This is a genomic window from Acidovorax kalamii, assembly GCF_002245625.1.
In the GTDB taxonomy this organism is placed as follows: Bacteria; Pseudomonadota; Gammaproteobacteria; order Burkholderiales; family Burkholderiaceae_C; genus Acidovorax; species Acidovorax kalamii.
Window position 1 is genome coordinate 121018 of sequence record NZ_NOIG01000011.1, and the last position, 20399, is coordinate 141416.

Genomic DNA, 20399 nt, shown 5'->3' on the forward strand with positions numbered 1-20399 from the left:
GGTGCGAAAAAGGCGCCTGGTCACGGGGCATGGACCTTTTTCGCCAGGCGGCGGTGGTCCACATCGACATCGAGGAACGTGGCGACAGCGCCTTCACCCTCCATGGCGAGGTGCAGGGCACCCAGCCCGAGCCATATGGGCTGTCGGTGGAGCTGCAGCTGGCGCCCAACGGCCAGGTCAGCGCGTGGTCGGGCGAATGCAGCTGCCCGGTCGGGGAAGACTGCAAACATGCGGTAGCGCTGACGCTGAAGGCGGCGCACCTGCGCTCGGGCCCGGCGTCCGCAGCCTCATTCGCACCCTCATCCGCGCCCGCGCCCCCGTCGGCCCAGGCCGTGCAGGCGCTGCAAGCCATGCAAGACCGCGTGGCCACCCAGGCCCGCGCCGAGGCCGAGGCGCGCCTGGTGCGCTGGCTGCACGACTGGGACCTGGCCGCCGACAACGCGGCGCCAACCGCGCCCGGTGCGCGGGCCGACCGGCCAGAGTGTTATCTCTATCTGCTCTCCACCGTGGGGCGCTTGCGCTCGGGCGCGCCGCAGCTGCAGATCGAGGCCGTGGTGTCCTACCCCAAGCTCACCGGCGGCTGGGCCAAGCCCAAGACCATCCGCACCCAGCCCGGCCCCGGCCAGGCGGTGTACGACCGGGCCACCGATGCCGACCGCCAGCTGCTGCAACTGCTGCGTGCCATGCCGCGCAGCCTGGGTTACTACTCGGCCTACAGCGGCGCGCCGTCGGGCGTGCTGGAAGGCACGGTGGGCCTGCTGGCGCTGCAGCAGGCCGCCGCCACGGGCCGTCTGTTTGCCGACGCGGGCGGTGCCACAGTGGGGGCGCCGCTGCGTTGGGGCGATGCGCTGCCCATCGCCTGGGCCTGGAACGAGACCCCGGCCCCCCAGGCCGACGGCGACAGCACCTGGCGCCTGCTGGCCCGTCTGTCCAGCGCCAGCGCCGCGCTGTGCGCCAACGACCCGCCGCTGTACCTGGACACCGACCAGGGCCTGTGTGGCCCCGTGCTGGCCGAGGGCCTGAGCGCCGCACAACTGCAACTGTTGCTGCAGGCGCCCCCGCTGGGCACCGCCGCGTTGCAAAAGCACCATGCGGATGTGGCCAGCCGCCTGGGCGGCATGCTGCCGCTTCCGCCGGTGCTGAGCCCCCTCACACGCGTGCAAGGCGTGAAGCCTGTGGCGCGCCTGCATCTGGCGCCCGTGGCCGAGTCCGATGTTCCTTACCTCGGCCTCATCACCGCCCAGCTGCGTTTTGACTACCAGGGCCATGTGGGCTGGTGGGCCGGGCAGGAGCTGGGCGTGCTGGTGCCGGGCGCCGATGGCGGCCAGGTGCTGTTGCAGCGCGATGCGATGGCCGAGCTGGGTGCCATCGAACGCCTGATGGACCTGGGCCTGCTGGGGACGGATGATGGCCTGTTCGGCATCCCTGGCGAGCAATCGCAAAACGACTGGATGCACTGGGCCGACAACGGCTTTGTGGTGCTGCGCGACGCGGGGTTTGAACTGACGCTGGCAGCCACGTTGAACGGCTGGATCACCCATGCCGATGCGCTGGACGTGGCGCTGCAGCCCTGGGGAGGAGGTGCGGACGAGGCCACATCGCCCTGGTTTGCGCTCTCGCTGGGCATGGATATCCACGGCGTGCGCCACAACGTTCTGCCCTGGCTGCCCGAGCTGATTGCCGCCGCTGCGGCCCAGCCGTTGGACCCTGCGACGGGGCTGCCCCGGCTGCCCTCGCATGTCTACCTGCCGTCGCAAACCGGCACGGGTTTTGTGCGCCTACCCACCGACACCCTGCGCCCCTGGATGGCCGCCCTGCTGGAGTTGGTGGGCGACCGCGCGCACGATTTCGGCGGCGAGAGCCTGAAGCTCTCGCGTCTGGACGCGCTGCGCACCAGCGCGGCCTTGGGCGAGGGCGCGGTGTGGCAGGGCGCAGATGCGCTGCGCGGCCTGGTGGCGCAGCTGCAGGGCGCCAGCGCATTGCCCGCCGTGCCCGTGCCAGCGGGCGTGCAGGCCACGCTGAGGCCGTACCAGCAGCAGGGGCTGAACTGGCTGCAGTTTCTGCGTGCCCATGGGCTGGCCGGGGTGCTGGCCGACGACATGGGCCTGGGCAAGACGCTGCAGACGCTGACCCATATCCAGGTCGAAAAAGACGCGGGCCGCCTGAGCGACCCCGCCCTCATCATTGCGCCCGTGAGCCTGATGGGCAACTGGCAGCGCGAGGCCGCGCGCTTTTGCCCCGGCCTGCGCTGCCTGGTGCTGCACGGCGCGGGCCGCCACGCCGTGGCCGATGCGGTGGCCGAACACGACATCGTCATCGCCCCGTATTCGCTGCTGCAGCGCGACCGCGAGCGCTGGCTGGCACAGCCCTGGCACCTGGTGGTGCTGGACGAGGCCCAGAACATCAAGAATGCCAGCACCCACGCCGCGCAGGTGGTGGGCGAGCTGCAGGCGCGCCACCGCCTGTGCCTGTCGGGCACGCCCATGGAAAACCACCTGGGCGAAATCTGGAGCCTGTTTCACTTCCTGATGCCGGGGTTCCTGGGTAGCCAGCAGCGCTTCAAGGAACTGTTCCGCAACCCCATCGAAAAACAGGGCGACACGGCCCGCCTGGCGCAGCTGCGCGCCCGCGTCACGCCCTTCATGCTGCGGCGCACCAAGGCGCTGGTGGCGGCGGAACTGCCGCCCAAGGTGGAGTCGGTGATGCCGGTGGAGCTGAGCGGCTCGCAGGCCGACCTGTACGAAACCATCCGCCTGGGCATGGAGAAAACCGTGCGCGAGGCGCTGCAGACCAAGGGCCTGGCCAAATCGCAGATCACCATCCTCGATGCGCTGCTCAAGCTGCGCCAGGTGTGTTGCCACCCGGCGCTGGTGCCGCTGGATGCCGCCAAAAAGGTCAAGACCTCGGCCAAGCTGGAGCAGTTGATGGCGCTGTTGCCAGAGATGCTGGCCGAGGGGAGGCGCATTCTGCTGTTTTCGCAGTTCACCAGCATGCTCACGCTGATCGAGGCGGAGCTGAAGAAGCGCGGCTTGCCCTGGGTCAAGCTCACGGGACAGAGCGTCAAGCGCGACGCGATCATCGAACAGTTCACCAGCGGGCAGGTGCCGCTGTTCCTCATCAGCCTGAAGGCGGGCGGGGTGGGGCTGAACCTGCCGCAGGCCGACACCGTGATCCATTTCGACCCCTGGTGGAACCCGGCGGTGGAAAACCAGGCCACCGACCGTGCCCACCGCATCGGCCAGACGCAGAGCGTGTGGGTGGTCAAGCTGGTGGCGCAGGGCACGATCGAGGAGCGCATCCTGGCCCTGCAGGAGCGCAAGGCGCAGCTCGCGGGCAGCCTCTACAGCGAGGCCGCAGCCCGCAAGGAGCCGCTGTTTACCGAAAGCGATCTGGCCGAGCTGCTGCAGCCGCTATCGTCGTTGTAGCAAGAGAAGATGGCTGGGCGGGCGGGGCGCGCTTGTGGAGTCACCTAAGTCACCAGGCCGCGGCGCTGGCGTGTTAACAACAGCATATGGGGCTCGCCGCATGCGCTGTCTTTGCAAATCAATGCTTTACGCGTTACAATAAGAGCCTCACGACCAAACGGGCGGGTACCAACCGCCCGTTTTTTTTGGTCGATTGCTTTTCGAGCTCGAAGCTGCCGGAGAAGTCTCCGGGGGTTATCGGGTTTTTTGTTTTTCCGGGATGGAACTGAAATAAGTGGCACTACAGCAAGTCGTTGAACAAATTGTGACGGGCCTGGACTATGACCTGGTGGAGATCGAACGCTCCGCCGGTGGTTTGCTGCGCGTCACCATCGATTTGCCTTGGACGCCACCGGCCGCCGATGCGCCCGCCCCCGTGCTGGAGCAGTTCGTCACCGTCGAGGATTGCGAGAAGGTCACCCGCCAGCTTCAGTTTGCGCTGGAAGTGGACGGTGTCGAATACAAGCGCCTCGAAGTGTCGTCCCCCGGCATCGACCGCCCCTTGCGCCACGAGCAGGACTTTGTGCGTTTTGAAGGCGCGGTCATCGACATCACCTTGAAGGCGCCCATTGGCGCTGCAGGCGGGGGGCAGGTCAATGCCACCCGCAAGAAATTTCGCGGCACGCTGGAGCGCGCCGAGGCGGGTGGCTGGCAAATCGTCTGGAGCGACGAGCCGCCGGTCAAGCCAGGTCAAAAAGTGAGCAAGAAACGTGTGCCCGCCCCTTTGCAGGCGCTGGGCTTTACCCTGGACGAGCTGCGGGATGCGCGCCTGGCGCCCATCGTGGACTTCAAGGGGCGTGCGGGCAAGGCCGGGTCGGCAGCTGCCTGAGTTGCTGAATGGATTGGGGTGGGTGGCTGCTGTGTGCAGCCTTCCATCTTCGGGTGATTGAAACAGGAGAGTCGTCGCATGAATCGCGAATTGTTGATGTTGGTTGAGGCCATTTCGCGCGAGAAGAACGTGGAGCGTGATGTGGTCTTGGGCGCCGTGGAGTCGGCCCTGGCCCAGGCTACCAAGAAGCTGTACCAGGGCGAGGTGGACATCCGCGTGTCGATCGATCGCGACAGCGGCAACTACGAGACTTTCCGCCGCTGGCTGGTGGTGCCCGATGACGCGGGCCTGCAAAACCCCGAGGCCGAAGAGCTGCTGATGGACGCGCAGGAGCGCATCCCCGACATCGAGGTGGGCGAGTACATCGAGGAAGGTGTCGAGTCCGTGCCCATCGGCCGCATCGGCGCGATGGCGGCCAAGCAGGTCATCCTGCAGAAGATTCGCGACGCCGAACGCGAAATGCTGCTCAACGACTTCATGTCGCGCGGCGAGAAGATCTTCACGGGCACCGTCAAGCGCATGGACAAGGGCGACATCATTGTCGAATCCGGCCGTGTGGAAGGCCGTCTGCGCCGCTCCGAGATGATCCCCAAGGAAAACCTGCGCAGCGGCGACCGCGTGCGGGCCATGATCATGGAGGTGGACCTGACCCTGCGCGGCGCGCCCATCATCCTGTCGCGCTCGGCGCCCGAGTTCATGATCGAACTCTTCCGCCAGGAAGTGCCCGAGATCGAGCAGGGCCTGCTGGAGATCAAGTCCTGCGCCCGCGACCCCGGCTCGCGCGCCAAGATCGCCGTGCTGTCGCACGACAAGCGCGTGGACCCCATCGGCACCTGCGTGGGTGTGCGTGGCACCCGCGTGAATGCAGTGACCAACGAACTCGCTGGCGAGCGCGTGGACATCGTGCTGTGGTCCGAAGACCCGGCGCAGTTCGTGATCGGTGCGCTCGCCCCGGCCAACGTGTCCTCCATCGTGGTCGATGAAGAAAAACACGCCATGGACGTGGTCGTGGACGAGGAGAACCTCGCCATCGCCATCGGCCGTGGTGGCCAGAACGTGCGTCTGGCGTCTGACCTCACCGGCTGGAAAATCAACATCATGGACGCCGCCGAAAGCGCGCAGAAGCAGGCCAACGAGACCGACACGGCCCGCAAGCTGTTCATGGAAAAGCTGGATGTGGACGAGGAAATCGCCGACATCCTGATCTCCGAAGGCTTCAACAGCCTGGAAGAGGTGGCCTATGTGCCCCTGCAGGAAATGCTGGAGATCGAAAGCTTCGACGAAGACACCGTCAACGAGCTGCGTGCCCGTGCCAAGGATGCGCTCCTGACCATGGAAATCGCCCGCGAGGAAAGCGTGGAAGAGGTCTCCCAGGACCTGCGCGACCTTGAAGGCCTCACCCCCGAACTGATTGCCAAGCTGGCTGACGGTGGTGTGCATACACGTGACGACCTGGCCGACCTGGCCATTGATGAGCTGACCGACCTGACCGGACAGTCTGCAGAGGACGCCAAAGCCTTGATCATGAAGGCGCGCGAACATTGGTTCGCGGGGCAACAAGAGTAAGGGTCAGGGAGGCACGAACCACATATGTCCAGTAACACTGTCGCCGAGTTCGCAACAGAACTCAAAAAATCGCCTGAAACCCTGCTCGACCAGCTCAAGGCTGCGGGCGTGGGCAAGGCTGCCCCCTCCGACGCACTGACCGAGTCGGACAAGCAGAAGCTGCTTGCGTACCTGCAAGCCAGCCATGGCACGGCTTCTGCCGACCGCAAGAAGATCACCCTGGTGAAGAAGTCCACCAGCGAGATCAAGCAAGCCGACGCCACGGGCAAGGCGCGCACCATCCAGGTGGAAGTGCGCAAGAAGCGCACGTTCATCCAGCGGGATGAAGGCGCTGAAGCGGCTGCCGAGACTGCAACTGCGGTTGTCGAAGAAGCCGCTGTGTCGAGCGAAGACCTGGAACTGGCCCGCCGCGAAGAGGAAGCCCGCCGCCAGGCCGAGCTGATCCGCCGCCAGGAAGCCGAACTGGCCGAGAAGCGTGCCGAGCGCGAAGCCCGCGAGAAGCGTGAACGCGAAGCCGAAGAGCGCGCCGCCGCCTATGCCGCCCAGGAAGCCGAAAAGAAGGCCCAAGCCTCCGCCGTGAAGCAAGAGGCTACCCGTGAGCAGGCAGCCGAGGCTGCTGCGCGCGCTGCTGCGCAGACCGAAGCCCGCGAAAAGGCACAGGCAGAAGCCAAGGCCCGTGCGGACGAAGAGTCTGCCCGTGCCCGCGATCTGGAGGAGCGCCGCCGCAAGGCCCTGGCTGAGGCAGAAGCCATCCGCGCCATGATGGCCACGCCCAAGAAGGCGGTCATGGTCGCCAAGAAGCCCGAAGAACCCAAGCCCGCAGCCAAGCCTGCAGCGGTGGGTGACGCCAAGAAAGGCACGCTGCACAAGCCCGCCGTTGGCACGGGTGGCCCGCGCGCAGGGGCTGCAGCCCCGGCCGGTGCCGGTGCTGCCCCGGGTTCGGGCAAGGAAGTCAAGTCGGCCAAGCTGTCCTCCAGCTGGGCCAATGACACGGCCAAGAAGAAGGAAATCAAGACCCGCGGCGACAGCAGCGGTGGCGTGGGCCGCAACAACTGGCGTGGTGGCCCGCGTGGCCGCCGTGGCGACGGCCGCGACCAGCGCGACGATCACCAGCAGTCGGCACCGGTCGAGGCGCGCATCATTGAAGTGCATGTGCCCGAAACCATCACGGTGGCGGAGCTGGCGCACAAGATGTCGATCAAGGCGTCCGAAGTCATCAAGGCGCTGATGAAGATGGGCCAGATGGTCACCATCAACCAGCCGCTGGACCAGGACACCGCGATGATCGTGGTGGAAGAGCTGGGCCACAAGGCCGTGGTGGCTGCGCTGGATGACCCCGAAGCCTTCACCGACGACGATTCGGGCCAGAAGGACGCCGAACTGTTGCCACGCGCTCCGGTGGTCACCGTCATGGGCCACGTGGACCACGGCAAGACCTCGCTGCTGGACTACATCCGCCGCGCCAAGGTGGCGGCGGGCGAAGCGGGCGGTATCACGCAGCACATCGGTGCCTACCACGTGGAAACGCCACGCGGCATGGTGTCCTTCCTCGATACCCCCGGTCACGAGGCCTTCACGGCCATGCGTGCCCGTGGCGCTCAGGCTACCGACATCGTGATCCTGGTGGTTGCTGCCGATGACGGCGTGATGCCACAAACGAAGGAAGCCATCAAGCACGCCAAGGCGGCGGGTGTTCCTATCGTGGTGGCCATCACCAAGGCTGACAAGCCTGATGCCAACCCCGACCGCGTCAAGCAGGAGCTGGTGGTTGAAGAGGTGGTGCCTGAAGAGTATGGCGGCGATTCGCCCTTTGTGGCTGTGTCGTCCAAGACCGGCATGGGCATCGACGACCTGCTGGAGCAGGTGCTGTTGCAGGCCGAAGTGCTTGAACTCAAGGCCCCGGTGGAATCCCTGGCCAAGGGTCTCGTGATCGAAGCCCAGCTCGACAAGGGCCGCGGCCCGGTGGCCACGGTGCTGGTGCAGTCCGGTACGCTGAAGGTGGGCGATGTGGTGCTGGCGGGCCAGACCTCGGGCCGCGTGCGCGCCATGCTGGACGAAAACGGCAAGCCCGCCAAGACGGCCGGTCCGTCGATCCCGGTGGAAATCCAGGGTCTGTCGGATGTGCCCCAGGCCGGCGACGAGTTCATGGTGCTGTCCGACGAGCGCCGTGCGCGCGAAATCGCGACCTACCGTGCAGGCAAGTTCCGCAACACCAAGCTGGCCAAGCAGCAGGCAGCCAAGCTGGAGAACGTGTTCTCCGAGATGACCGCAGGCGAGGTGCAGACCCTGCCCATCATCATCAAGGCGGACGTGCAGGGCTCGCAGGAAGCGCTGGCAGCCTCGCTGCTCAAGCTTTCCACCGAGGAAATCCGCGTGCAGCTGGTCTACGCTGGCGTGGGCGGCATCAGCGAGTCCGACGTGAATCTGGCGATTGCCTCCAAGGCCATCGTGATCGGCTTCAACGTGCGTGCCGACGCCGGTGCGCGCAAGCTGGCCGAGTCGAGCGACGTGAACCTGCATTACTACAACATCATTTACGACGCCGTGGATGAGTTGAAGGCGGCCATGTCCGGCATGCTGGCCCCCGAGCAGCGCGAAGAAGCGATCGGTACGGCGGAGATCCGCACCGTGTTCGTGGCTTCCAAGATCGGCACGGTGGCGGGTTCGTACGTCACCTCCGGCCAGGTCACGCGCAATTGCAAGTTCCGCCTGCTGCGCGACAACGTGGTCATCTACACCGGCGAAGTGGAGTCTGTGCGCCGCCTCAAGGACGATGTCAAGGAAGTCAAGGAAGGCTTCGAGTGCGGTATCAAGCTGCGCAACTACAACGACATCAAGGAAGGCGACCAACTCGAGTTCTTTGAAATCAAGGAAATCGCACGCACGCTGTAAGGCGAGGCGACGACGAGAGCGACGACTACGACATGGCTGCGAAGAAATCCGCCACTCCCAACCGCGCCTTCAAGGTGGCCGACCAGATCCAGCGCGATCTGACGGAGCTGATCGCGCGCGAGTTGAAAGACCCGCGCGTGGGCATGGTGACGCTGCAGGGCGTGGAGGTGACCCCCGACTACGCCCACGCCAAGGTGTTCTTCAGCCTGCTGACGGGTGACCCGGTGGAAACCCAGGCGGCGCTCAACCAGGCGGCTGGCTTCTTGCGCAACGGCCTGTTCAAGCGCCTTCATATCCACACGGTGCCCACGTTGCACTTCGTGTTCGACCGCACCTCCGAACGTGCCGCCGACATGAATGCGCTGATTGCGCGCGCCGTGGCTTCCCGCTCCAAAGACGACGAGGAAACATGACCGAGCGCGCTCCCCGCATCCGGGTGCAGCGGCGCCCGGTGCACGGAGTGCTGCTGCTCGACAAACCCCTGGGCCTGTCCAGCAATGACGCCTTGCAAAAGGTGAAATGGCTGCTGCGCGCCGAAAAAGCGGGCCACACCGGCACGCTTGATCCGCTCGCCACGGGTGTATTGCCCCTGTGTTTTGGTGCAGCCACCAAGTTCAGCCAGCTGCAGCTCGAAGCCGCCAAGACGTACGAGGCGATTGCCGTGCTGGGCATCACCACCACCACCGGCGACGCCGAGGGCGAGGTGCTGGAGCGTCGCGAGGTGGATCCTGCCCAGCTCACCCCCGACCGCCTAGCTGCCGTGCAGCAGCAGTTCACCGGCTCCATCCGCCAGGTGCCACCCATGCACAGCGCGCTCAAGAAGGACGGCAAGGCGCTGTACGAGTACGCGCGTGCCGGTGTCACAGTGGAGCGTGAGCCGCGCGATGTGGTCATTCATGCATTAAAACTGGCACTCACGCGCACTGATCAAGCGCTATTCGCTATCAAAATGGTAGTGACTTGCAGCAAAGGCACCTACATCCGCACCCTGGGTGAGGACATTGGTGCTGCACTGGGCTTCGGGGCGCACCTCAGTTTTCTGCGCCGGATCGACACTGGTGGCATCGGTGTGGAGCGCTGCGTCACGCTGGCGCAGCTGGAGGCCATGCCCGAGGCCGAACGCATTGCCAGCCTGGAGGCCCCCGAGTCCTTGCTGGCCGGGCACACACGTGTCACGCTGGACAGCGACAATGCCGCTCGTTTCCTGTCGGGCGTGCGCCGCCGTGGGGCCTGGCCGGATGCCAGCGCGGTGGCGGTGTTTGGAGAAAGCCCCCCGGCGCTGCTGGGGGTAGGCCATATTGCTGGCGGGGAACTGGTGCCGGGCCGGCTCCTGAGTCCGCTGGAAATTCAACAAATCTTGGAAAGCAAGCCGCACGTGCAAACCAGCGGCACATTGGAAAAACTATGACTAAACAGATCCGCAACATCGCCATCATTGCCCACGTTGACCATGGCAAAACCACCATGGTGGACCAGCTGCTGCGCCAGTCCGGCACCTTTGCCGACCACGAAAAGGTCGTCGATACCGTGATGGACAACAACGCGATTGAAAAAGAGCGTGGCATCACCATCCTGGCCAAGAACTGCGCCGTGAGCTGGAAGGGCACGCACATCAACATCGTGGACACCCCTGGTCACGCGGACTTCGGCGGTGAAGTGGAGCGTGCGCTGTCCATGGTGGACAGCGTGGTGCTGCTGATCGACGCGCAAGAGGGCCCCATGCCCCAGACGCGTTTCGTGACCAAGAAGGCCCTGGCCCTGGGCCTGCGCCCCATCCTGGTGGTGAACAAGGTGGACAAGCCCGGTGCCAACCCCGACAAGGTGGTGAACGCTGCGTTCGACCTGTTCGACAAGCTGGGTGCCACCGACGAGCAGCTCGACTTCCCCGTCGTGTACGCATCGGGCATCAACGGCTGGTCGTCGCTGGAAGAAGGCGCGCCCGGCGAGCAGTGGGGCCCCGACATGTCGGCCCTGTTCGACACCATCCTCAAGCACGTGCCACCGAACTCCGGCAACCCTGACGCCCCCCTGCAGCTGCAGATCTCGGCGCTGGATTTCTCCAGCTTCGTGGGCCGCATCGGTGTCGGCCGCATCAGCCAAGGCACGCTCAAGCCCGCACAGGACGTGCTGGTCATGGAAGGGCCCAATGGCAAGACCACCAAGGGCCGCGTGAACCAGGTGCTGACCTTCCAGGGTCTGGACCGCATGCAGACCCCCCTGGCAGGCCCGGGCGACATCGTGCTGATCAACGGCATTGAAGACATCGGCATCGGCGTGACCGTGACCGACCCCGCCAACCCCGCGCCGCTGCCCATGCTGAAGGTGGACGAGCCCACGCTGACCATGAACTTCTGCGTGAACACCTCGCCCCTGGCCGGCCGTGAAGGCAAGTTCGTGACCAGCCGCCAGATCTGGGACCGCCTGCAAAAGGAACTGCAGCACAACGTGGCCTTGCGCGTGAAGGAGACCGACGAAGAAGGCGTGTTCGAAGTGATGGGCCGGGGCGAATTGCACCTGACCATCCTGCTCGAAAACATGCGCCGCGAAGGCTACGAGCTGGCCGTGTCCAAGCCCCGCGTGGTGTTCAAGGACATCGATGGCGTCAAGCACGAGCCTATCGAGCTGGTGACGGCTGACATCGAAGAAGGCCACCAAGGCGGCGTGATGCAAGCCCTGGGCGAGCGCAAGGGCGAGCTGGTGAACATGGAGTCGGACGGCCGTGGCCGCGTGCGCCTGGAATACCGCATCCCGGCCCGTGGCCTGATCGGTTTCACCAACGAATTCCTGAACCTGACGCGCGGTTCGGGCCTCATCAGCAACATCTTCGACAGCTACGAGCCGCACAAGGGTGACATCGGCGGCCGCAAGAACGGTGTGCTGATCTCCATGGACGACGGTGAAATCTTCACCTACGCCCTGGGCAAGCTGGACGACCGTGGCCGCATGTTCGTGAAGGCCAACGATCCCGTGTACGAAGGCATGATCGTCGGCATCCACAGCCGTGACAACGACCTGGTGGTGAACGCCACGCGTACCAAGCAGCTGACCAACTTCCGCGTGTCCGGCAAGGAAGACGCGATCAAGATCACGCCCCCGATCGACCTTACGCTCGAATACGGCGTGGAATTCATCGAGGACGACGAACTGGTCGAGATCACGCCCAAGTCCGTGCGCCTGCGCAAGCGCCACCTGACCGAAAACGAGCGCAAGCGCGCTGCCCGTTCCTGATGGATCGGTGGGTCGGTCCATCGATGGATCGATAGACTGACCGTATCCGAAAAGGGCCACTGCAGCGCAGTGGCCTTTTTTCCGTCTGCAATCTTGAGCCCATGTTGAAACTCACACACTCCCGCGCCGTGGTGCTGATGGTGGCCGTGACCCTGATGTGGTCCATCGCCGGTGTGGTCACGCGCCACCTGGAGCACGCGGCGAGCTTTGAGGTGACCTTCTGGCGCAGCTTGTTCACGCTGCTGGCGCTGCTGGTCATCCTGCCCATGCTGCAGGGTCGGGCGGTGTTTGCCTCCATGCGCCATGGCGGGCGCGCGCTGTGGATTTCGGGCGTGTGTTGGAGCGTGATGTTCACGGCGTTCATGGTGGCGCTGGTGCTGATGCCAGTGGCCAACGTGCTGGTGACCATGTCGGTGGGCCCCTTGCTCACGGCGCTGTTCGCGCGCGTGTTCATCGGCCACCACATTGCTCCGCGCACCTGGGCTGCCATTGCGGTGGCAGGGCTGGGCATTGGCTGGATGTACGGTTCGCAAATGGCAGGCCTGCCGTTGCTGGGCACACTGGTGGCCCTGTGCGTGCCGGTGGCGGCAGCGGTCAACTGGACGGTGGTGCAGCACTCGCAGCGCCATGGCCATGCGGTGGACTTGGTGCCGGCGGTGCTGGTGGGGGCGGTGATCTCGGTGGTAGCCACCTTGCCGCTGGCGTTGCCGTTTCAGGCATCTTTATCCGACCTGGGGCTGCTGGCCTTGCTGGGCGTGGTGCAATTGGCGATTCCCTGCGTGCTGGCGGTGCGCTGCGGCAGGGTGCTCAAGGCGCCAGAAATGGCGCTGCTGGGTTTGCTGGAAGTGATTTTCGGCATCCTGCTGGCATGGCTGGGGGCGGGCGAGAAGCCTGCCCCCGCCGTGCTGACTGGCGGCGCACTGGTCATCGGTGCGCTGGTTTTCAATGAACTGTTGGGTTGGAAGGAACAAAAATGACGGAGACGGTTGTGTCTGAAGTGTTGAGCGAAGTGCGTGGCCAGGTGGGCTTCATCACCCTGAATCGTCCACGGGCGCTCAATGCCCTGTCGCTCGGCATGGTGCGTGACCTGATGGGCATCCTGCTGGCATGGCAGAACGATGCGCGGGTGCTGGCGGTGGCCATTCGTGGCAGCAACAAGGAAGGCCCGTTTGGCGCTTTCTGCGCGGGCGGCGATATCCGCTTTCTGCACCAGGCGGGCAGCCAGGGCAACCCGCAGCTCGAAGACTTCTTTACCGAGGAGTACGCCCTCAACCACCTGATCCACAACTACGCCAAGCCCTACATTGCCTTTATGGACGGCATCGTGATGGGCGGCGGCATGGGCATCAGCCAGGGTGCAGCCCTGCGCGTGGTGACCGAGCGCACCAAGATGGCCATGCCCGAAACGGCCATTGGCCTGTTCCCTGACGTGGGGGGCGGCTACTTCCTCAGCCGCTGCCCGGGCCGCGTGGGCGAATGGCTGGCCCTGACGGGCGACACCATCGGTGCCGGTGATGCCATCGACAGTCAACTGGCCGATGGCTGCCTGCCCGCCGACCAGCAGGCGGCCGTGTGGGACGCCCTGGCGACGCAAACCTTTGCCAGCGGCGCCGCCATCAAAGACTATGTTGCTTCAAAATTTATAGCAATTGAGTCAATGCTGTCAGGTGCAAAGGGCCAAATTGACCAATATTTTGCGCTGCCCACCGTGGGTGAGATCGTGTCGGCCCTGGAGTCCGCAGACAGCGACTGGGCGCATGCCACGGCAGCCACCTTGCGCAAGCGCTCGCCGCTGATGCTGAACGTGGTGCTGGAACAGATCCGCCGCGCGCGCGGCATGGGCCTGGCCGACGACCTGCGCATGGAACGCGACATGGTGCGTCATTGCTTCTACCTGCGCCCCGGCCAGAGCGAGACCGTGGAGGGCATCCGCGCCCTGGCGGTGGACAAGGACCACGCGCCGAAGTGGAACCCAGCACGCATCGAAGACGTGACGCCTGAGATGGTGGCACCGTTTTTTGCCAGCCCCTGGCCGGCACATTCCCACCCGCTGGCAGCGCTGGTCTGAGGGCAGAGGGCTTGGTAGCCCTGAGGGGGCGCGGTTTCTGATGCCCTCAGAGCCGCTGCTTGCAACAGGGCGGCCAAGCCATGGCCACATGGCCGGGGGCGAGAGATGACGGGCTGATGCTGCTGCGCTCGGCTACAGACCCGCCACGCTGCGCGGGTTACCGGTTGTGGCTTTTCATCGCGCGCTCGACCTCGCGCTTGCCTTCGCGGTCCTTGATGGTGTCGCGTTTGTCGTGCTCGGCCTTGCCCTTGGCCAGCGCGATCTCGCACTTCACGAAACCGTTCTTCCAGTGCAGGTTCAGCGGGACCAGGGTGAAGCCTTTCTGCTCGACCTTGCCGATCAGCCGCTTGATGTCGTCCTTCTTGAGCAGCAGCTTCTTGGTGCGTGCAGACTCGGGGTTCACATGCGTCGAGGCGGTCTTGAGCGGGTGGATCAGGCAGCCCAGCAGGAACAGTTCGCCGTCGCGGATGAGCACATAGCCATCGGTCAGTTGCACCTTGCCTTCGCGCAGCGCCTTCACCTCCCAGCCGTGCAGCACCATGCCCGCCTCGTGGCGCTCTTCAAAAAAATAGTTGTAGGCCGCTTTCTTGTTGTCAGCAATGCGGGACGTGGGATCAGGTTTCTTGGCCATTGGGTTTAGATGCGGCGCAAACGGGGAGATAAAAGGCCTCCCTACAATGTTGTCGTCTCGCGAGCAGCGATTCTAATTTCTCCCCCGCTTGCGTGGCCCCGCGCAAGCAGTGTCTGCATGAAAACCGTTCAAAAGTCCGTCCTCATCTGGTACAGCCCCGAAGAAATGTTTGCCCTGGTCACCGGGGTGGAGCACTACCCGCAGTTCTTGCCCTGGTGCGATCGCTCTGCTGTGCTCGAGCAGACCGAGGACGGCATGACCGCCGAGGTGGGTATTGCGCTTGGCGGCATTCGCCAGACTTTTGTGACGCGCAACACGCACGAGGCTGGGCGCCGCGTGCAGATGCATCTGGTCAAGGGCCCGTTTTCGCGCCTGGACGGAGACTGGCATTTCCACCCCGTGGGTGACGGCCAGCAGCGCGCCTGCAAGGTGGAACTGCTCCTGAACTATGGCTTTGACAGTGCGGCCCTGGCGGCGCTGGTGGGGCCGGTATTTGACCGCATCGCGGGCAGCATGGTGGACGCTTTTGTGAAGCGGGCGGAACAGGTGTATGGCTGAGGTGAGTACCGGGGAACCGGGCGAGGCACTCCCCGCGATGCAGATCACGGTGGTGGTGTGTGTGGCACCACGCGAGACTCGCGAATGGACGTTGGATCTGCCCCATGGGGCCTCGGTGGCCGATGCCCTGCGAGCCATTGGAGCTGCGCCGTTGCCGTCACCAGCACCGGCGGGGGCTGCAGAAATGACAGAAATGGGTGCACCATTTGTCGGGGTGTGGGGACGGGCTGCGGCACTGGACGCGCCACTGCAGCGCGGAGACCGTGTGGAGGTTTACCGCCCCTTGAAAGTGGACCCCAAGGTGGCGCGCCGGGAGCGTTTCGCGCGCCAGGGCGCGCGCTCCACCGGCCTGTTCGCCCGCCAGCGCCCCGGGGGCAAGTCGGGGTATTGAGACAGAACCTGCTGAGCGATGCGGCTCAGCGCGCGCAGTCCGAGGCGACGATGCCATCGATGCGCTTGGCCTCTGCCGCGCGGGCGGGGCCGTCCAGGAAAATGCGCTCGCCCTGGGCATTGGTCTGGGTGATGGGTTTGCCTGCATCGAACGCGGCTTTTGCGGCACGGGCGCGGGTGCAGTTCTCTGCCTTGGCTTTCGCGATCTTCTCGTCTTCCGCTTTTTTCTTGGCGGCTTCAGCGGCTTCGGCCTGGGCCTTTTTCTCTTCCAGCTCCTTGTCCTTGCCGCTGCCTGCGGCACTGGCAGCTGGCTTGGGGGCCGCCGCGGCTGCAGTGGCAGGCGCCGTTGCTGTGGGCGCATCGCCAGTGGCGGTGCCGGCCGCCGGGGCGGGGACCGGGCGGGCAGGGAGGCTGCCCCCGGGTTGCTTCAGGATGTTTTTTTCCTGGATATCTGCCGGAGGGGGGCGGTCGCTGAAGACCTTGCGCCCGTCCTTGTCGATCCACTGCCACTGCGCTGCCGCGCCCATGGCCCAGGTGCAGGCCACGGCCAGCAGGAGAGTCTTGTGCATTTTCATGCGAACAAGTTTAGCCGTGTGGCCCGCCACCCGCCAGTACAGCGGGATGGACGGCCACTTTGGGTTGCTGTGCTGCGTGGCGGCACCATGGCGCCGCCATGCCGGCGGCGCAGCCCGCCGGGCCGGGTGAGGCTGGAATGGAGTGGGCTGGGGGCGGGGCGAACGGGCGTATCGGCAGTGCGTCATACGCGGCACGGGTACAATCCGTTTTTTGGAGCTTTCTCATGCGCCTTCTTGGAAAAGCGCTCACCTTCGACGATGTGTTGCTGGTGCCAGCGTACTCCCAGGTCCTGCCCAAGGACACGTCCCTCGCGACGAAACTCTCCCGCAACATCCAGCTGAACCTGCCGCTCGTGTCCGCCGCCATGGACACCGTGACCGAGGCGCGTCTGGCCATTGCCATTGCCCAGGAGGGCGGCATTGGTATCGTGCACAAAAACCTCACGGCGCAAGAGCAGGCCGCCCACGTGGCCAAGGTCAAGCGCTACGAATCCGGTGTGTTGCGCGACCCTGTGGTCATCACCCCCGAGCACACGGTGCTGCAGGTGCTGCAGCTGTCCGAGCAACTGGGCATTTCGGGCTTCCCTGTGTGCGACGGCGGCAAGGTGGTCGGCATCGTCACGGGCCGTGACCTGCGCTTCGAGACCCGCTACGACGTCAAGGTCCACCAGATCATGACCCCGCGCGAGAAGCTCATCACGGTCAACGAAAAAGAGGGCACCACGCCTGCACAGGCCAAGGCGCTGCTCAACAAGCACAAGCTCGAACGCATCCTGGTCGTGAACGACGCCTTTGAACTCAAGGGGCTGATCACGGTGAAGGACATCACCAAACAAACCAGCTTTCCCAATGCGGCGCGCGACGCTGCAGGCCGCCTGCGTGTGGGCGCTGCCGTGGGCGTGGGCGAGGGCACCGAGGAACGCGTCGAAGCCCTGGTCAAGGCCGGTGTGGACGCCATCGTGGTGGACACCGCCCACGGCCACAGCAAGGGCGTGATCGACCGCGTGCGCTGGGTCAAGCAGAACTACCCGCAGATCGATGTGATCGGCGGCAACATCGCCACCGGTGCGGCAGCGCTGGCGCTGGTCGAGGCTGGTGCGGATGCCGTCAAGGTCGGTATCGGCCCCGGCTCCATCTGCACCACCCGCATCGTGGCGGGTGTGGGCGTGCCCCAGATCATGGCCATCGACAACGTTGCCACCGCGCTCAAGGGCACCGGCGTGCCGCTGATTGCCGACGGCGGTATCCGCTACAGCGGCGACATCGCCAAGGCCCTGGCTGCTGGCGCTGGCACCGTGATGATGGGTGGCATGTTTGCGGGCACTGAAGAAGCGCCCGGCGAAGTGATCCTGTTTCAGGGTCGCAGCTACAAGAGCTACCGTGGCATGGGCTCGATTGGCGCCATGCAACAGGGCAGCGCCGACCGCTACTTCCAGGAATCGAGCACCGGCAACCCCAATGCCGACAAACTGGTGCCCGAAGGCATCGAAGGCCGCGTGCCCTACAAGGGCTCGATGGTTTCCATCGTCTACCAGATGGCAGGTGGCGTGCGTGCCTCCATGGGCTACTGCGGTTGCGCGACCATCGAAGAGATGAACAACAAGGCCGAGTTCGTCGAGATCACCACCGCCGGTATCCGCGAAAGCCATGTGCATGACGTACAGATCACCAAGGAAGCGCCGAACTACCGCGCTGACTGATTGATCGTTGTTGATCCAATCTGGCCTGATTGGAAAAATCTGGTCAGAGTGATATAGTCTGGTCTGAATTAATTGTTCAGGCCAGACTTTTCATTTTTGGGGTCCGCGTTTCCATGCAGTCTGTCGGCATTTACGAAGCCAAGAGCCGGTTCTCCGCCCTGATCGAACTAGTCGAGCAGGGCGAGGAAGTGCGCATCACCCGCCACGGCAAAGAGGTGGTGCGCATGCTGCCTGTGCGTCGTCGCCCCGTGATCACCGACGAGCAGATCGCCCGCGAGCTGGGCCAGATCGATGCGCTGCATGCCACGGTGCGCCCCGCAGTCGGGGCGAACTCCCCCGATACTTTGCGCCCCGCAGGCGAAGCGCCGGATGCTTTGCGCCGCAAAGGCCGGAGCGCTGCATGACCGCCTTCGTCCTCGACGCCTCCGTCACCGCCGCCTGGCTGCTGCCCGACACAGCCAGCGAACACACCCGCCGCCTCTACACCCTGATCCGCCGCGACGAGGTTGAGCCGCAGGCGCCTAACCTCTGGCAGTGGGAATGCAGCAACCTCATCAGCAGCGGCGTGCACAGCGGCCGCATTCCATCCGCATCGGTTGAAGGCCTGTGGGGCGTGCTCGAAGCGATTCGCCACCGTGTGGAGCTGCACGACCTGGCTCCCGCACAGCACAAGGCCGTGATGGACGTGGCGCTCGACACCGGCCTGCCCACCTTTGATGCGGCCTACCTGTGGCTGGCGCGTTCGCTGCGCTTGCCGCTGGCCACTTTCGACCCCCAGCAGATCGCTGCCGCCCAGCGCAGCGGCGTCCCGCTTCTTGATCTCTCCAGCCTCTGACGGACCACCACCATGCAACACCAGAAAATCCTCATCCTCGATTTCGGCTCGCAAGTCACCCAGCTCATCGCCCGCCGTGTGCGCGAGGCCCATGTGTATTGCGAAGTGCACCCCTGCGACGTGACCGACGAGTGGATCCGTGACTACGCCAAGGACGGTTCGCTCAAGGGCGTGATCCTGTCGGGCAGCCACGCCAGCGTGTACGAGGTGGACGACAAGGCGCCGAATGCAGTGTTTGAGCTGGGCATCCCCGTGCTGGGCATCTGCTACGGCATGCAGACCATGGCCCAGCAGCTGGGCGGCAAGGTCGAGGGCTCCAACACCCGTGAATTCGGCTACGCCGAAGTGCGCGCCCATAGCCACACCGAGCTGCTCAAGGGCATCGAAGACTTCGCCACGCCCGAGGGCCACGGCATGCTCAAGGTGTGGATGAGCCACGGCGACAAGGTCACGGCGCTGCCCCCGGGCTTCAAAGTGATGTGCTCTACACCCTCGTGCCCCATTGCTGGCATGGCCGACGAAAGCCGCCACTACTACGCCGTGCAGTTCCACCCCGAAGTCACGCACACCGTTCAGGGCCGCGCCTTGCTGGAGCGTTTTGTGCTGGGCATCTGCGGCACCCGTGCCGACTGGGTCATGGGCGACTACATCGAAGAAGCCGTGCAGAAAATCCGCGAACAGGTGGGCGATGAGGAAGTGATCCTCGGCCTGTCGGGTGGTGTGGATTCGTCCGTGGCTGCGGCGCTGATTCACCGCGCCATCGGCGACCAGCTCACCTGCGTGTTCGTGGACCACGGCCTGCTGCGCCTGAACGAAGGCGACATGGTCATGGACATGTTCGAGGGCAAGCTGCACGCCAAGGTCATCCGCGTGGACGCTAGCGAGCTGTTCTTGGGCAAGCTGGCCGGGGTGAGCGAACCTGAGCAAAAGCGCAAGATCATCGGCGGCCTGTTTGTGGACGTGTTCAAGGCCGAAGCCGCCAAGCTCAAGGCGGGCACCGGCGGCCACAAGGGCGCCACCTTCCTGGCCCAGGGCACGATCTACCCCGACGTGATCGAATCCGGCGGCGCCAAGAGCAAGAAGGCCGTCACCATCAAGAGCCACCACAACGTGGGCGGCCTGCCCGAGCAGCTGGGCCTGAAGCTGCTGGAACCTCTGCGCGATCTGTTCAAGGACGAAGTGCGCGAACTGGGCGTGGCCTTGGGCCTGCCGCCCGACATGGTCTACCGCCACCCCTTCCCCGGCCCCGGCCTGGGCGTGCGCATTCTGGGCGAGGTGAAGAAGGAATACGCCGACCTGCTGCGCCGTGCCGACGCGATCTTTATCGAAGAGCTGCGCAACTTCCGCGACGAAGCCACGCAAAAGACTTGGTACGACCTCACCAGCCAGGCCTTCACCGTGTTCCTCCCCGTCAAGAGCGTGGGCGTGATGGGCGATGGCCGCACGTATGACTACGTGGTGGCACTGCGCGCCGTGCAGACCAGCGACTTCATGACCGCCGACTGGGCCGAGCTGCCGTACGCGCTGCTCAAGAAGGTGTCGGGCCGCATCATCAACGAAGTGCGTGGCATCAACCGCGTGACGTACGACGTGAGCAGCAAGCCGCCAGCGACGATTGAGTGGGAGTGAGTGGGGTGTAAATCAAAATACTGGTTATTTAAAC

Annotated in this window: 17 protein-coding genes; 15 read left to right on the forward strand and 2 right to left on the reverse strand. The window is 64.9% G+C overall.

Going from position 1 to position 20399, the window contains the following annotated elements; translation table 11 throughout:
- Nucleotides 1-29 precede the first annotated feature (29 nt).
- The 9 genes from CBY09_RS17365 (at nucleotide 30) to CBY09_RS17405 (ending at nucleotide 14047) form a co-directional block, all read left to right on the forward strand.
- Nucleotides 30-3425, forward strand: a complete 3396-nt coding sequence (locus tag CBY09_RS17365) for a DEAD/DEAH box helicase (RefSeq protein WP_094291210.1) — start codon at nucleotides 30-32, stop codon at nucleotides 3423-3425.
- Nucleotides 3426-3699: 274 nt separating this feature from the next.
- Complete coding sequence (rimP, locus tag CBY09_RS17370) at nucleotides 3700-4293, forward strand: ribosome maturation factor RimP (protein ID WP_094290849.1); 594 nt, start codon at nucleotides 3700-3702, stop codon at nucleotides 4291-4293.
- 78 nt (nucleotides 4294-4371) lie between these two features.
- A complete protein-coding gene (gene nusA / locus CBY09_RS17375; RefSeq protein ID WP_094290850.1) occupies nucleotides 4372-5859 on the forward strand; it encodes a transcription termination factor NusA in 1488 nt (495 codons plus the stop codon).
- A gap of 24 nt (nucleotides 5860-5883) precedes the next feature.
- Nucleotides 5884-8751 carry a translation initiation factor IF-2 gene (gene infB / locus CBY09_RS17380; RefSeq protein WP_094290851.1) on the forward strand — a complete coding sequence of 956 codons (2868 nt, stop codon included), beginning with the start codon at nucleotides 5884-5886 and terminating at the stop codon, nucleotides 8749-8751.
- A gap of 32 nt (nucleotides 8752-8783) precedes the next feature.
- Complete coding sequence (gene rbfA, locus CBY09_RS17385) at nucleotides 8784-9164, forward strand: 30S ribosome-binding factor RbfA (RefSeq protein ID WP_094290852.1); 381 nt, start codon at nucleotides 8784-8786, stop codon at nucleotides 9162-9164.
- A complete protein-coding gene (gene truB / locus CBY09_RS17390) occupies nucleotides 9161-10159 on the forward strand; it encodes a tRNA pseudouridine(55) synthase TruB (RefSeq protein ID WP_094290853.1) in 999 nt (332 codons plus the stop codon). Before rbfA ends, truB begins: the two co-directional genes overlap by 4 nt.
- The gene (gene typA / locus CBY09_RS17395) at nucleotides 10156-11979 is read left to right on the forward strand and encodes a translational GTPase TypA (protein WP_094290854.1); all 1824 of its coding nucleotides are present in this window, start codon (nucleotides 10156-10158) and stop codon (nucleotides 11977-11979) included. The genes truB and typA overlap by 4 nt, the downstream gene beginning before the upstream one ends.
- A gap of 101 nt (nucleotides 11980-12080) precedes the next feature.
- A complete protein-coding gene (locus CBY09_RS17400; RefSeq protein ID WP_094290855.1) occupies nucleotides 12081-12956 on the forward strand; it encodes a DMT family transporter in 876 nt (291 codons plus the stop codon).
- A complete protein-coding gene (locus CBY09_RS17405) occupies nucleotides 12953-14047 on the forward strand; it encodes an enoyl-CoA hydratase/isomerase family protein (RefSeq protein ID WP_094290856.1) in 1095 nt (364 codons plus the stop codon). Before CBY09_RS17400 ends, CBY09_RS17405 begins: the two co-directional genes overlap by 4 nt.
- A gap of 157 nt (nucleotides 14048-14204) precedes the next feature.
- On the opposite strand, the gene smpB is transcribed toward CBY09_RS17405, so the two are convergent.
- Nucleotides 14205-14678, reverse strand: a complete 474-nt coding sequence (smpB, locus tag CBY09_RS17410; protein WP_094290857.1) for an SsrA-binding protein SmpB — start codon at nucleotides 14676-14678, stop codon at nucleotides 14205-14207.
- Nucleotides 14679-14795: 117 nt separating this feature from the next.
- On the opposite strand from smpB, the gene CBY09_RS17415 reads away from it, so the two are divergent.
- Both CBY09_RS17415 and CBY09_RS17420 read left to right on the forward strand, forming a co-directional pair.
- A complete protein-coding gene (locus tag CBY09_RS17415; protein WP_063460724.1) occupies nucleotides 14796-15236 on the forward strand; it encodes a type II toxin-antitoxin system RatA family toxin in 441 nt (146 codons plus the stop codon).
- The gene (locus CBY09_RS17420) at nucleotides 15229-15627 is read left to right on the forward strand and encodes an RnfH family protein (RefSeq protein WP_420807459.1); all 399 of its coding nucleotides are present in this window, start codon (nucleotides 15229-15231) and stop codon (nucleotides 15625-15627) included. Before CBY09_RS17415 ends, CBY09_RS17420 begins: the two co-directional genes overlap by 8 nt.
- A gap of 25 nt (nucleotides 15628-15652) precedes the next feature.
- On the opposite strand, the gene CBY09_RS17425 is transcribed toward CBY09_RS17420, so the two are convergent.
- On the reverse strand, nucleotides 15653-16201 hold the full coding sequence (locus CBY09_RS17425) for a DUF4124 domain-containing protein (protein ID WP_094290858.1): 549 nt from the start codon (nucleotides 16199-16201) through the stop codon (nucleotides 15653-15655).
- A gap of 224 nt (nucleotides 16202-16425) precedes the next feature.
- On the opposite strand from CBY09_RS17425, the gene guaB reads away from it, so the two are divergent.
- The 4 genes from guaB to guaA all read left to right on the forward strand — a co-directional run bounded on the left by guaB (nucleotide 16426) and on the right by guaA (nucleotide 20365).
- The gene (gene guaB / locus CBY09_RS17430) at nucleotides 16426-17901 is read left to right on the forward strand and encodes an IMP dehydrogenase (protein ID WP_094290859.1); all 1476 of its coding nucleotides are present in this window, start codon (nucleotides 16426-16428) and stop codon (nucleotides 17899-17901) included.
- A 113-nt stretch (nucleotides 17902-18014) separates the two neighbouring features.
- The gene (locus tag CBY09_RS17435; protein WP_094290860.1) at nucleotides 18015-18305 is read left to right on the forward strand and encodes a type II toxin-antitoxin system Phd/YefM family antitoxin; all 291 of its coding nucleotides are present in this window, start codon (nucleotides 18015-18017) and stop codon (nucleotides 18303-18305) included.
- The gene (locus CBY09_RS17440) at nucleotides 18302-18736 is read left to right on the forward strand and encodes a type II toxin-antitoxin system VapC family toxin (RefSeq protein ID WP_094290861.1); all 435 of its coding nucleotides are present in this window, start codon (nucleotides 18302-18304) and stop codon (nucleotides 18734-18736) included. The genes CBY09_RS17435 and CBY09_RS17440 overlap by 4 nt, the downstream gene beginning before the upstream one ends.
- A gap of 12 nt (nucleotides 18737-18748) precedes the next feature.
- A complete protein-coding gene (guaA, locus tag CBY09_RS17445) occupies nucleotides 18749-20365 on the forward strand; it encodes a glutamine-hydrolyzing GMP synthase (RefSeq protein ID WP_094290862.1) in 1617 nt (538 codons plus the stop codon).
- Nucleotides 20366-20399: the final 34 nt, after the last annotated feature.

Coding starts and splice junctions, on each gene's coding strand:
- smpB (WP_094290857.1), bottom strand. CDS start 14,678: ATGGCCAAGAAACCTGATCCCACGTCCCGCATTGCTGACAACAAGAAA.
- CBY09_RS17405 (WP_094290856.1), top strand. CDS start 12,953: ATGACGGAGACGGTTGTGTCTGAAGTGTTGAGCGAAGTGCGTGGCCAG.
- truB (WP_094290853.1), top strand. CDS start 9,161: ATGACCGAGCGCGCTCCCCGCATCCGGGTGCAGCGGCGCCCGGTGCAC.
- CBY09_RS17425 (WP_094290858.1), bottom strand. CDS start 16,201: ATGAAAATGCACAAGACTCTCCTGCTGGCCGTGGCCTGCACCTGGGCC.
- guaA (WP_094290862.1), top strand. CDS start 18,749: ATGCAACACCAGAAAATCCTCATCCTCGATTTCGGCTCGCAAGTCACC.
- guaB (WP_094290859.1), top strand. CDS start 16,426: ATGCGCCTTCTTGGAAAAGCGCTCACCTTCGACGATGTGTTGCTGGTG.
- CBY09_RS17365 (WP_094291210.1), top strand. CDS start 30: ATGGACCTTTTTCGCCAGGCGGCGGTGGTCCACATCGACATCGAGGAA.
- CBY09_RS17440 (WP_094290861.1), top strand. CDS start 18,302: ATGACCGCCTTCGTCCTCGACGCCTCCGTCACCGCCGCCTGGCTGCTG.
- nusA (WP_094290850.1), top strand. CDS start 4,372: ATGAATCGCGAATTGTTGATGTTGGTTGAGGCCATTTCGCGCGAGAAG.
- CBY09_RS17420 (WP_420807459.1), top strand. CDS start 15,229: ATGGCTGAGGTGAGTACCGGGGAACCGGGCGAGGCACTCCCCGCGATG.
- CBY09_RS17415 (WP_063460724.1), top strand. CDS start 14,796: ATGAAAACCGTTCAAAAGTCCGTCCTCATCTGGTACAGCCCCGAAGAA.
- CBY09_RS17435 (WP_094290860.1), top strand. CDS start 18,015: ATGCAGTCTGTCGGCATTTACGAAGCCAAGAGCCGGTTCTCCGCCCTG.
- rbfA (WP_094290852.1), top strand. CDS start 8,784: ATGGCTGCGAAGAAATCCGCCACTCCCAACCGCGCCTTCAAGGTGGCC.
- infB (WP_094290851.1), top strand. CDS start 5,884: ATGTCCAGTAACACTGTCGCCGAGTTCGCAACAGAACTCAAAAAATCG.
- typA (WP_094290854.1), top strand. CDS start 10,156: ATGACTAAACAGATCCGCAACATCGCCATCATTGCCCACGTTGACCAT.
- CBY09_RS17400 (WP_094290855.1), top strand. CDS start 12,081: ATGTTGAAACTCACACACTCCCGCGCCGTGGTGCTGATGGTGGCCGTG.